Source organism: Sphingomonas bacterium, from assembly GCF_903642285.1.
In the GTDB taxonomy this organism is placed as follows: domain Bacteria; phylum Pseudomonadota; class Alphaproteobacteria; order Sphingomonadales; family Sphingomonadaceae; genus Sphingomonas.
Genome location: NZ_CAHJWJ010000012.1, coordinates 77,953 through 89,787 on the forward strand (window position 1 = coordinate 77,953; position 11,835 = coordinate 89,787).

An 11,835-nucleotide genomic window follows, 5' to 3' on the forward strand; every position below is an offset into this window, starting at 1 on the left:
ATGAATCGAGCTATACTATACTTGGTCTTCTTTTCGACATTTTTAATAACAATACTGATGTTTACAAACATTCCAAATCATCGATTATTTTCATTAATTGTTTTGTCGTTAGTCATGATAACATTAATTTATTCTAAAACCGGGAAAGCTAAACGGGATTGAATCTATTATTGGAGTTGCGTTGCCGCAGAATAACCAGCCCATCACCTGCGCAACGGTGCTACCAAACGGTCGAACTGTTGGGTCATACGTTGCAGCCGCTATCGATCAGACGTTGGCCAATACCGGTCCCGGTTCGGGTGCAACATCCGCATTGGACGTCATAGATCAGGTGGGATCGAGAGGTCCGATCGACTTCAAGCTCAATTTCAAGGGGCTGGCTAACGCGACTTTCCTCGGAGAGGCGGGCAATTTCGCCTATGGTGCGGTGGCTTCCGGTGTTGGGCTATCTCAAGGGGTCGCCGAGTTTGGGGCGGGTGCCTATGCGTTGAAGAATAGTAAGCTCAACATCAACAATCCCTTCGGCGAAGACAACAGTGCTGCCAAGCAGCTACCTAGGGGATATGCGACAAACGGGTGCCGGGGACGATGACAACCCTCATCAGCCCGCTAAGTCATAGGTTTTGGAGAGGGTATCTTCTCTCCACACTATCCGCAGCTTGTTGCTTCGCCGTAGTCCATGGGGTTCAGGCGCTTGTCGTAAGCATAGCAAAATACGGTATCGCCGATCCCAAGCCCAGTGCACTGCTCACGCTTGTAATCTACGAGGCCATACAGGCGGTTGTGTTTTTCGTCTGCGGTGCCATCGCCGTTCTTCCGTTCTGCTACTTGGCGGATAGATTTATGAAGATACCGGCAGAAATGGAGACCCGGATAGGTATAGTGTATGGTGCGCTTCTGGGGTTGACCTTCTTGCCATTAGCGGCAGGCTTTGCGGTATCTGTATTGCCGGAGCCAGACGATCCCACCTTCTGGGCGAGGTGTCTGGAGTTCTTGCTGCCTATGCTAATAGCAGGGGGTGTAGGAGGTATAGTCTTCGTGAGGAGACGGCACGGCACTGCCGGCCGGGAACCTAAAGCTCTATAAGCTGAAATCCACGTCAATGGGGCTGGCGATCGTCGCCGCCTTCCCCCGTGCGAGCGTCTCGTCGATCGCACCGACCTTCGCGCCGTCGCGGCCTTCGATCGCGTCCACCAACGCCGGGCGATCGTCGGTATAGAGTAAGCGGTAATTCTTCCCCACTGCGCGCGGGATATCTGTATCCATCCGGCGGGTGCCGCCTTGCCGGCGAGATGAGCGACCGGTCTTAAGCGTGCTCTTACGAGCGAGCTCAGGAGCGGTTGATGGCACGGGTCATGGTGATGTCAGGTCCGGAGCGGCGTCGACGGTGGGGCGATGACGAGCGCGCGCGGATCCTGTCCGAGGCGTTTTCGCCTGGGGCATGCGTGGTTCACGTGGCCCGCCGCAACGACGTATCGACCTCGCTGATCTATACATGGCGGCGTAAGCTTCGCCTCGCGGCTGGCGGATCAGTCGTCGCGCAGCTGCCTGACCCAGGCTTCGCCGAGGCGATCGTTGTCGATGACGGTACGCGGCTGCGAGCTGAGGACGCAGCTGTCGTTCTCGACCTGGCTGATGGCGGGCGTCTGAGGATCTTCGCCTCGGCGTCACCGGCGCTGGCGGCAGCGGCATTGAAGGCGATGCGGTGATCCCGTCGGATGCGCGGGTGTGGATTGCGATGGGCCACACCGACATGAGGAAGGGGATGCAGGGGCTCGCGCTGCTGGTGCAGCAGGGTCTCGGCCGCGACCCGCATGGCGGCGACCTGTACGTGTTCCGCGGCCGGGCCGGATCGCTGCTGAAGATCATCTGGCATGACGGGATCGGCATGTCGCTCTACGCCAAGCGGCTGGAGCGCGGCCACTTCATCTGGCCATCGGCGAAGGACGGCACGGTGTCGTTGTCGCGTTCGCAGTTGGCCTGCCTGCTCGACGGGATCGACTGGCGCAATCCTCAGGTCAGCTGGCGCCCGGCGAGCGCAGGATAGGCTCATATCGCTTGCACCAAGGGGCGGAGGATGATTCATTCTCCCTCGTGGAAGCCACCATCTTGCCCCTTCCGGACGACGTCGCCGCATTGAAGGCGCTGCTCGCTGCCACGATCCAGCGGGCCGACGATGCCGAGGCGCGGCTGGCCACGGCCGCGGCGCGCGAGAGCGCGACCCAGGCGATGATCGCGCACCTCAAGCTTCAGATCGCCAGGCTGAGGCGCGAGCAGTACGGCCCCAGCGCCGAGCGCAGCCGCCGCCTGCTCGAGCAGATGGAGCTGCAGCTCGAGGATCTGGAGGCCGACTCCGGAGAGGACGATGTCGCGGCCGGAGCCGCCACCGCCAAGGCGACGAGCGTTGCCCCGTTCGAGCGCAAGCGTCCGGTCAGGAAGCCGTTCCCCGCACATCTGCCGCGCGAGCGCGTCGTCATTGCCGCGCCGTGCTCGTGCCCGGCCTGTGGCGGCTCACGCCTGTCGAAGCTGGGCGAGGACGTGACCGAGACGCTCGAGGTGATCCCGCGGTCGTGGAAGATTATCCAGACCGTGCGCGAGAAGGTCGCCTGCCGGGACTGCGAGACGATCAGCCAACCGCCAGCGCCGTTCCATGTCGTGCCGCGCGGTTGGGCCGGGCCGAGCTTCCTCGCCATGCTGCTGTTCGAGAAGTACGGCCAGCACCAGCCGCTCAACCGCCAGGCCGACCGGTTCGCGCGCGAAGGGGTGCCGCTCGCCGTCTCCACGCTCGCCGACCAGGTCGGCGCAGCGGCGTTCGTGCTCACGCCGCTCTACCGGCGCATTGAGGCTCATGTGCTGGCTGCCGAGCGGCTGCACGGCGACGACACCACCGTGCCGGTCATGGCCAAGCTCAAGACCGACGTCGCCCGGCTATGGGTCTATGTACGCGATGACCGGCCGTTCGCCGGCGCGGATCCACCGGCGGCGCTGTTCCATTACTCTCGCGATCGGCGCGGCGAGCACCCGCGCGCCCATCTCGCCTCCTGGTCCGGCATCCTGCAGGCCGACGCCTATGGCGGCTATGGCGAGCTGTATCGCGAGGGACGCTTGCCGGGTCCGGTGCGAGAGGCGGGCTGCTTCGCGCATGCCCGGCGCAAGTTCTTCGAGCTCGCCGATGTCGAAGGCACTGCTCGCAAGCGGAGCCGCGGCGAGCGGACCAGCATGATCTATCCGATCGCGCTCGAAGCCGTGCGTCGCCTCGACGCCCGTTCGACATCGAGCGCACCATCAACGGCAAGCCCGCTGCGACCCGCCTTGCAGCGCGCCAGGAGATCAGCGCGCCGCTGATGGCCGAGCTCCACGCGTGGCTCGTCGCCCAGCAGGCGATGCTGTCGCGCAACCACGATCTCGCCAAGGCGATCAACTACATGCTGCGACGTTGGGAGGCGTTCACCCGGTTCCTCGACGATGGCCGGGTCTGCCTTACCAACAACGCCGCCGAGCGCGCGCTGCGCTGCGTGCCCCTGGGTCGCAAGGCGTGGCTGTTCTGCGGCTCTGATCGTGGCGGCCAGCGCGCCGCCATCCTCTACACCCTCATCCAGACCGCCCGGCTGAACGATGTCGATCCGCAAGCATGGCTAGCCGACGTCCTCGCCCGCATCGCCGATCATCCCGCCGCCCGGGTGGACGAGCTGCTGCCCTGGCACTGGCGGCAGCCACGGGCTGCGCTCGCCGCCTGATGGCGCAGGTCAACAAGGTCCACTCGGTAAGGACGCTCGCGCTCGTCGCGCGTGACCTCGGCACCGATGAAGACTGGCTCGCCGAACTCGCGAACGGAATGGACCGGGAGGATGGCCTGATCTGGGTCTACGCCATTGACGAGGAGGACGGCATCATGGCGTTCACCGACATCGGCGTCGAGAACCTCGCCACCCTCATCGACGATCTGGGCTCGTCTCGACCGCACCAGCCCAACGGCCGCTGACCGCCCGAGGCCTTTGCCGGATGGCTACGGATATCTGTGTTCGATGTAACAAGTTTCGAACGTGGTTTGCTCAGGCGGCCTGAGCGATGTCGTTCATTTCGAACATTGCCTGGGCGGCGTTTGCATTGACCCAGTTCGCCGGAAGCAGATCGTCGATCGGATCGCCATCGCGCCTGGTGACGACGCGGGCCAGCACGTCGGCAAGATAGGCGTTTGGGTTGATAGCGTTGAGCTTGCAGGTTTCGACCAGCGATGCGATCGCTGCCCAGTTCTCGGCACCCAGTTCATGCCCGGCGAACAGCGCGTTCTTGCGCTGGAGGGCGACCGGTCGCATCGATCGCTCGACCGGGTTGTTGTCCAGGACGATCCGGCCATCTTCGAGGAACCGGCCCAGGCCGACCCAGTGGTTGAGCGCGTAGTTGATGGGCCCCAGCGTCGGGGAGCCGCTGAACATGCGGCGGCGCTTCTCGTCGAGCCATTGGCGCAGATCCTCGACCAGGGGCTGCGACCGCGCCTTTCGGATTGCAAGACGCTCATCGGGCGCGCGACCGTTGATCTCGCGTTCGATCTCATAGATCTGACCGATGCGCTGCAATGCCTCCTGCGCGATCGGCGCGGTATCGCCCTTGGCGGCGTCGAAGAAGCCGCGCCGCACATGCGCCCAGCAGTAAGCAAGCACCGACGCGCCGCCGGGACGGTTCGCCTTACCGAACTGACCATAGGCCTCATAGCCATCGACCTGTAGGATCCCGTAATAATCGGCAAGGAGCTTCGCCGCCCACATGCCGCCCCGGCCTGGCATGTATGTATAGATCGCCGGCGGGTCGGCACCGCCATGGGCACGATCGTCGCGGGCGATCGCCCAGAGATAGCCGGTCTTGGTCTTACCTGTCTTCGGTGCCAGCACGTTGGCGGTGGTCTCATCGACGAACAGCCGGGAACCGGCGAGTAGTTGCTGCTTCTGTAACGCGACGATCGGCTTCAGATACCCGGCAGCACGACCCACCCAGTTGGCGAGCGTCGCTCGACCGATCTCCACACCCTGGCGCGCCATGATCTGCGCCTGCCGGTAGAGCGGAAGATGATCGGCATATTTCTTGACCAGAACATCGGCGAGCAGCCCCTCGCTCGGAAGACCGCCAGGCACAATGTGCTTCGGCGCCCGTGCCTGCGCAACCCCGTCGCCGCACGAGCGGCAGCCCATCTTCGGCCGCACCGTCACCAGCACGCGGTACTGCGCAGGCACGATGTCGAGCCGCTCGGCCCGGTCCTCGCCGATCCGGTGCAGTGTGCCGCCGCACCCTGGGCAGGCGCAGACGTCCGGCGATCTCGATCTCATAGCGTACAAGATGAGCCGGCAGTGATGACCGCGGCTCGTCGGAAGCGTGCCTTTTCGATGGCGCGCCACTGGCACGCTCGATCCATTCCGCGCTCTGCTCCTGGATCAGATCGACCTTGCCCATCGCGACGTCGGTATCCTCGAACGTCAGCAACAGCTGAGCGGACGCCATCTTCTCCGATCGCTTGCCGAAGTGCATCCGATTGAGAACATCCAGAAGATGCTGTAGCCGGGCGAAGCGAAGTCGCTCGGCGATGATCATCGCCTTCAGTGCACCGACATCGTCGGGGAGGTGATCAGCGGTCCCGTCCACGACACGATTTCAGCATATCGTGTCACCTGCGCAACGGCTTTTCGGCAGGACGATTCGAGCGTGCGACCTATTGCGCCATCACCGGCCGGGCCACTTTCGGCGCGTGAACACGCGACCAGTCGAGCCCCTCGATCAGCGCTCCGGCTTGCGCCGCCGACAGGCTCATCACGCCGTCGCCGAACCGCGGCCAGCGGAACTTGCCGGTCTGAAGCCGCTTGGTCACCAGCACGAGACCGGTGCCATCCCACAGCAAAAGCTTGATGCGATCGGCCCGCTTGCACCTGAACACGAAGAGGATTCTCGAGAACGGATCGCGCTGAAGCTCGTGCTCGACCAGCGAGGCGAGACCCACCATGCCCTTCCTGAAGTCGACCGGCTTGACCGCTACCAGCACTTTCAACGGTCCCGGCGGGATGATCACCGCGCCACCTGCGCCGCCAGCAATACCCGCTCGATATGATCGGCGCTGACCCCGTCCGGAACCCGGATCGTCAAGCCGCCGAGCTCGATCAGGATTTCCCCGCGCGCGCCATCAGACCTGGTCGGCTGATCCACAACCGCGGGCACGAACGCCGTATCGCTGCTTGTCTCCATCCGCTCCCGCACCTCGCGTCGCCAGGCGTAGAGATGCTGCGGCAGCATGTCGTTGCGCCGCGCGATCTCCGCGACATTCGCGTGCGCCACCATGCTCTCGGCGATGATCCGCGCCTTCGCCTCCGGCGTCCAACTTCGCCGCACTCGACCCGCCGGGATCACGTCCATACGCTGAGGCTGCAAATGTGCGCTCGTTTCGAAAGAGCTTTCGAACGTCGCTACATCGTCCATCACTACATACACCCCGATCCCAAATCGGGGTCACCATAACGGCTTCAGCCATCGCGAAAATGTGGGAGGAAATTACCGCTTACCTTCGTAACCGGCAGGAACGTGTTGTTCCAATAGTCATATTCCGTCCGGATTTCCCCGTTCGTCCCGCATGTTGTCGTATCGCCGCATATTCGGACGACGATCGGTCGCGTGATGGTGCCGCTGCCAGTATCATGCGACTCATACTGGACGTATGTCATTCGCCGAACGCCTGAGGCATCCGCTGGCGCGGCTTCCGATGTCAGCTGCCCGTTTGCGTCGTAGGTATAGTCGGTTTCCCGATTTAGCGCGTCTCGGTGCCATACCGGACGATTGCAGGTAAACTGCCCGCAATTGGGATCAAAATTATTGGTTTAAACAAGATCGGCCAGGTTGGAGGTGCCGAGTTAAACAAACTCGTCATTGCCTCAAGATTTTTTCCGCATGATCAATTTTAAGTCTTTCCCCCGAGAAACGCAGATTCATCGAAAGTAAACGCGCTTCTATTATTCTACCTGCCAAAACCTTATTGGGCCTGACGAGAACATCACCCTCTCCAGCCAATATATCTCGGGAGTAATTCGCAAACTGCCTATGCATCATCTCGGGAAAGGCAGGAGGCCAAGCCACAATCCTAATGCTAACTCCCTGACACAGCCTGCTAGGAACGGCAAGATACGCGGGGCGTATCGCTATCGAAACAGTATTCCGCAGATATGCATCCCCCTTTTGGTTTTGATAAACCCAACAACGTTTTATAATCGAGTTAGCCTCAGAATTACAAGACACTAGAACAGAAGCCAAAGCTAAAGGGACTATTTTGCTTTTCATATCAATATATCGGACAGTTCGTTCCAGGGAACGGCTGTTCGTATTTGGGCGGAGAGCCATTAGAAACTTGAATACAGCTCGCATAAGCACCCTCCCTTATTGCATTCCGACGAGCTTGCGGCGACATGCCTGGTCGAAACCGCGTACCAGATTGACCAGCAGCCTCATCGACAGCTGCTTCAGCGGAAAAGGCAATTCGTTCACGGTTTTCTACGTCTGCTAACGATCGATACGGTCCCCAACCACGATCGAGAATACCGTGCGTAGTTTCGTGAGTAATTACCCCTATAAGAGACTCGCCATCTGCTTTGATCAGACCGAAATTAATGCCGATACTAGTAATATCACTTGAAGTGCTTGATTGTCCGTAGTCGGGTGTATTGCTGATCGAAGAAATTGTTACACCATTTTTCTGTCCTTCGTTCCCTAAGAACTTTGTGATCGAGCTTGCGATATTATTGCCTGGTATCCTCGTACCGATATTTGGAACTTTTGCTAGCTGAGAGATATCGCGGACGGCTTTTTTTACATCATTACAAGTACCCTCGGTATCACAGGTATAATCTCCCGTTGGATCGCCGTGATCCACCGGATCGTTGGCCACATAGGCATAGAGATTGACCTGATCCTTGTACCCGATCGGATCGGTCTGCATGAACCGGCCGAGCGAGGGGGAGTACATCCGGGCCTTGTAATAGTACATGCCGAGCTCGGGCAGCCAGATCTGACCGGTATACTGGAACCGCCCGGTGTTGCCGGCATTCGGGATGCCGTACTCGTCATACGCGTTGATGGCGGTGCGCCCAAGGCTCGGCTCGTACAGCGCCACGATCGAGCCCTCGTGATCCGCGAACAGATAGCGCGTGTCGGACAGGGTCGGCCCCTCCTGCCAGATCTCCGGCGTGTCCGCCCCCACCCCCGAGACGTAGCGCCGGAGCAAATTGCCCGACCCGTCATACTCCGCCGCCAGCGCGTCCCCGTCGTACAGATACTGCGTCGTGCCCGTGCTCGTGCCCGATGTCTGGTACAGCCGGCCCAGCGGATCGTAGACGATACTCAGACCCGCCGATGTCGAGGTGAGCCGGTTCTCGATGTCGTAGGCATAAGTGGTCGTCCCGTCCGAGGTCAGGTTCCCGTTCGCGTCATATTGGAACGTCGCAGGACCCGCGCTGCTATACTGGTTCAGTCCGTTCGCCGCATACGCCCGGTTCACGTTCACCGCGCCGGTGAACGCATAGCCGTCATTGCTGCGGGCCTCGCTCGTGATCTGGCTCGCCGTGTTGTACCCAAGCGTCGTCGTGGTCCCCGCACCGCCCCCCGTCAGGTCCTGGATGCCCAGCGTCTGCAGCCGGCCGACCGGATCATAGCCATAGCTCACCGCACCCCCGAAGTCGGTGCTGATACGACCCGCCGCGTCATAGCCCTTCAGGTTGCGCTGCCCGCCGTCGCTCGCCAAGGTCTGCACCGGACGGTCCAGCGCATCATAGGTGAACGAGAACCATGCGCCGTCCGGATGCGTCACCCGCGTCCGGTTGCTCCCCGCGTCATATTGATAAGCCAGCGTCCGCGCGGTGCCCGCCATCGCGGTCGTCCCCGACAGCAGCCGGCCCAGCCCGTCATACCCCCGCGTCACCGCATCCCCGCCGCTCGCGCTGTCGAACCGCGCCGCGGTCATCTCGCCGGCCACGTCGTACGCGTAATACACCCCCCGCGCGCCGCCGTTCGGGTACGTCTTCGATACCAGCCGGTTTGATGCGTCGTAGGCGTAGGCGATCGTCCGCCCGTCGCGCTTCCTCAAGGACGTCCGGTTGCCCACCGCGTCATAGCCGTACGCCTCATAATCGCTCGCGTTCGTCTGCCCCGCGCTCGTCGGCGACGGAAAATTCCACTGCACCTGCCGGTCATACCCGTCATACGCCATCGTCGCCAGGTTGCCGTTCGCATCCGTCAGGCTCAGCTGCTTGCCGTCCGCGCTGTATGTGTAGGTCGCATAGTCCTGCTGCAGCGAGGTCCCATACGCCTTGGTGATCTTCAACAGCTGACCGCCCGCGTCGTAGCTGTTATAGGTCACCCGGTCCGGTCCGTCGCTCCCTTGGCTACCCAGGCTGCACGCGCTCGCCGGCAGCGAGCCGAACGCCGATGCGTTCAGCCGCTCCGCCGTGCAGGTCAGTTGCCCCCGGTCGTCATACGCCTTGTCGGCGACCGTGTAAGGTGTGCCCCCCGACGACACCGCGTCGCGCACCGCGTAGCGCCGGCTGTCGTAGCTGGTGTCCGTCCGGTCGGTCTCGTTCAGCGAAGGGTTGGTCGGATCGCTCACCCATCCCGTCTGCACCCGCACGACCTTGTCGTCCGCATCGCGGTAGCTGTAAAGTTTGGCTGGGTGGTTGCCGCTCGCGTCCTTGCCGCCGATGTCCCAGATCTTGCGGCCCAGCACATCGTAGCGCATGAAGACGGTGTCGTCCGTGCCCGGCAACGGACCATCCATCGATAGCATTCGGCCGGCGTTGTCGTAGGTATAGGTCGTGGTCAGCGTGATCCCGTTCGCCGCGTCGATCTGACGCTTTGTGACCGGCAAGAACGTGTTGTTCCAGTAGTCATATTCCGTCCGGATTTCCGCATTCGTCCCGCATGTTGTCGTATCGCCGCATATTCGGACGACGATTGGTCGCGTGATGGTGCCGCTACCAGTATCGTGCGACTCGTACTGGACGTATGTCATTCGCCGAACGCCTGAGACATCCGCTGGCGCAGCTTCCGATGTCAGCTGCCCGTTTGCGTCGTAGGTATAGTCGGTTTCCCGATTTAGCGCGTCTCGGTGCCATACCGGACGATTGCAGGTAAACTGCCCGCAATTGGGATCAAAGTAATCCGTCTCAACAAGATCGCTCAAGTTGGCGTTAGGTTTTGCTTTCTTTCGTGCGCTGACGATATTACCGTAATTATCATAAGTAATCTGATCGATACCCCCTTCTGGATGCGTTATCTGAACAACACGAAAGTTGGTATCGTACAAATATGACGTTGTCCGATTTAGCGCGTCCGTGACACTGGTGATAATGTTACGCTTTTCCTGTGGTGATAGTCCCGCAACCGTGACGCCGTACGTCATTGAAAAACCGTTTGGACCAGTTACCAACAAGCCCGTATAGTTATAATCACTGATATAGGGATTATAAGTCGCGTTGCTAAAACTGTAGTTCCATACGACACCATCACGGTTAATAGTTGAAATTAGAGAAGCGTTAGCGGCATCGACGGTGAGCTGAGCCGAAGACTCTGTGGGTAATTGCCGAGTTCCACCCGATGTTTCGTTCTGGGCCCCAAGTGAAAAAGCGCATCCCGAACAGTGGAAGACCCGGTTAAGGAGATCGGTCGCCGATCCGTCGCTCGTATACGTCAACTGACCAATGGGATTGGTGGCGTCAGCGGGGCTATATAGTGAAACTTGCGCAGGGTTGCCGAAAGCCGTCGAACTGATGTCCGAGCTTTGATAGGTGATTGTTAGATAATAGCCGGTGTTGCTTTGAACCCGTATTGGTCTACGGCTTGAGAAGGTAGCCCCTCCGGCACCGGTGTAGTTGGTAGTATCGTATGTGTAGGTCAGTACCTCGCCATCAGTAAAAACGGCGGTCGAGGCATAATACATTTCGGTACGGTTGGTGGTCGATGCAGCCGCTTGAACGACGTCGAACGTGTATATGTCGTTAGACGGCGCACTTTGATAGATACGCGCATTGGCTATGAATTGCGCGCCATCTCCTGTCTGACTAGTACAATCGTAATCAGGGCAAAGGAAGGAATCGGAACTGCTACCGCCTGTGTGAACGGAATAGGTGTTGTTCGATTGATCGCCGCTCGACGCTAAGTTCCCGACGACATAGGGCGCTACGTCATTGATGCGGGTGAACGTCAAATGCGGGTCGGCGGGAGTGGATAACGACGTTTCGTCAATCGTCAGCTTCCCATCCGCCAAGTTCACCCCGTTGCGATCCGGCTCGACGCGCAACGGAGTTGCGACCTGCGGTGTTGGGGCAGATTGTCCCTGCGCCTCGCCGCTCACCAACGCAGCTGCTAACGTTATTATTGATAGTGAAGCATTGTAACAGCGCTTGTTCAGCGTCTGGGAACGCATTGTCATGAACAAATCCTGTCATGGATAAATCCGTTAATGATGCCGCTTAATATTAGTACTAATTCAGATTACAGCTTGTGTTGCCTGTAATTTGAATCGATAGCGTGGCCGTAGCCGTCCGACCTGAAATATCGGTGATAGTGTATTGGACCACGGCCGTGCCGTTAGGCGCATTCGAGTCAAATTCTATTGTTTGACCGTCGATAGCGTAAGCATTGCCCAAATTGCCGGAATAACTCGTCGAAGACAGCTGAATGCCGGTTCCGGTGTCATTGGCCAGAACGTTCACCGTGACGCTCGAGCAGGTCTGCATCGTCGTACTGTCGTTATTCGCCACGGGAGGCGGCGACGCTGGCGGAGGAGGTGGTGGCGGTGGAGGCGGAGGTGGAGGG

Annotated in this window: 11 protein-coding genes and 1 pseudogene; 6 read left to right on the plus strand and 6 right to left on the minus strand. The window is 60.2% G+C overall.

Features of this window, described 5'->3' with window-relative positions; all coding sequences use genetic code 11:
• Window positions 1-274: 274 nt before the first annotated feature.
• Both HUU99_RS08190 and HUU99_RS08195 read left to right on the plus strand, forming a co-directional pair.
• Complete coding sequence (locus HUU99_RS08190; protein ID WP_174286082.1) at window positions 275-592, plus strand: polymorphic toxin type 44 domain-containing protein; 318 nt, start codon at window positions 275-277, stop codon at window positions 590-592.
• On the plus strand, window positions 589-1,086 hold the full coding sequence (locus tag HUU99_RS08195; protein ID WP_174286083.1) for a hypothetical protein: 498 nt from the start codon (window positions 589-591) through the stop codon (window positions 1,084-1,086). Before HUU99_RS08190 ends, HUU99_RS08195 begins: the two co-directional genes overlap by 4 nt.
• On the opposite strand, the gene HUU99_RS08200 is transcribed toward HUU99_RS08195, so the two are convergent.
• On the minus strand, window positions 1,081-1,266 hold the full coding sequence (locus tag HUU99_RS08200; protein WP_174286084.1) for a hypothetical protein: 186 nt from the start codon (window positions 1,264-1,266) through the stop codon (window positions 1,081-1,083). The two genes, HUU99_RS08195 and HUU99_RS08200, sit on opposite strands and share 6 nt — an antisense overlap.
• A gap of 77 nt (window positions 1,267-1,343) precedes the next feature.
• Between HUU99_RS08200 and tnpA (HUU99_RS08205) the strand changes: the two genes are divergently transcribed.
• From tnpA (HUU99_RS08205) to HUU99_RS08220, 4 genes are all read left to right on the plus strand, one after another.
• Window positions 1,344-1,709 carry an IS66-like element accessory protein TnpA gene (tnpA, locus tag HUU99_RS08205; protein WP_174286085.1) on the plus strand — a complete coding sequence of 122 codons (366 nt, stop codon included), beginning with the start codon at window positions 1,344-1,346 and terminating at the stop codon, window positions 1,707-1,709.
• Entirely contained in the window at window positions 1,706-2,047 is a 342-nt protein-coding gene (gene tnpB, locus HUU99_RS08210) for an IS66 family insertion sequence element accessory protein TnpB (RefSeq protein WP_254603039.1), read from the plus strand. The genes tnpA (HUU99_RS08205) and tnpB (HUU99_RS08210) overlap by 4 nt, the downstream gene beginning before the upstream one ends.
• A gap of 47 nt (window positions 2,048-2,094) precedes the next feature.
• A protein-coding gene (gene tnpC, locus HUU99_RS08215) for an IS66 family transposase (RefSeq protein ID WP_174286086.1) occupies window positions 2,095-3,737 on the plus strand; the annotation gives its coding sequence in 2 pieces (ribosomal slippage) (window positions 2,095-3,265 and window positions 3,265-3,737; 1,644 coding nt in all).
• Window positions 3,737-3,982, plus strand: coding sequence for a hypothetical protein (locus HUU99_RS08220; protein WP_174286087.1), 246 nt, complete (start codon window positions 3,737-3,739; stop codon window positions 3,980-3,982). The genes tnpC (HUU99_RS08215) and HUU99_RS08220 overlap by 1 nt, the downstream gene beginning before the upstream one ends.
• Before the next feature lie 70 nt (window positions 3,983-4,052).
• Here the strand turns inward: HUU99_RS08220 and tnpC (HUU99_RS08225) are convergent.
• The 5 genes and pseudogenes from tnpC (HUU99_RS08225) to HUU99_RS15875 all read right to left on the minus strand — a co-directional run bounded on the left by tnpC (HUU99_RS08225) (window position 4,053) and on the right by HUU99_RS15875 (window position 11,780).
• A pseudogene (gene tnpC, locus HUU99_RS08225) lies at window positions 4,053-5,634 on the minus strand (IS66 family transposase).
• A 67-nt stretch (window positions 5,635-5,701) separates the two neighbouring features.
• On the minus strand, window positions 5,702-6,055 hold the full coding sequence (gene tnpB / locus HUU99_RS08230) for an IS66 family insertion sequence element accessory protein TnpB (RefSeq protein WP_174286088.1): 354 nt from the start codon (window positions 6,053-6,055) through the stop codon (window positions 5,702-5,704).
• Entirely contained in the window at window positions 6,052-6,411 is a 360-nt protein-coding gene (tnpA, locus tag HUU99_RS08235; protein WP_174286089.1) for an IS66-like element accessory protein TnpA, read from the minus strand. Before tnpA (HUU99_RS08235) ends, tnpB (HUU99_RS08230) begins: the two co-directional genes overlap by 4 nt.
• A 901-nt stretch (window positions 6,412-7,312) precedes the next feature.
• The gene (locus HUU99_RS08245; protein ID WP_217430803.1) at window positions 7,313-11,449 is read right to left on the minus strand and encodes an RHS repeat domain-containing protein; all 4,137 of its coding nucleotides are present in this window, start codon (window positions 11,447-11,449) and stop codon (window positions 7,313-7,315) included.
• Window positions 11,450-11,501: 52 nt separating this feature from the next.
• Window positions 11,502-11,780 carry an Ig-like domain-containing protein gene (locus HUU99_RS15875; RefSeq protein ID WP_375380095.1) on the minus strand — a complete coding sequence of 93 codons (279 nt, stop codon included), beginning with the start codon at window positions 11,778-11,780 and terminating at the stop codon, window positions 11,502-11,504.
• Window positions 11,781-11,835: the final 55 nt, after the last annotated feature.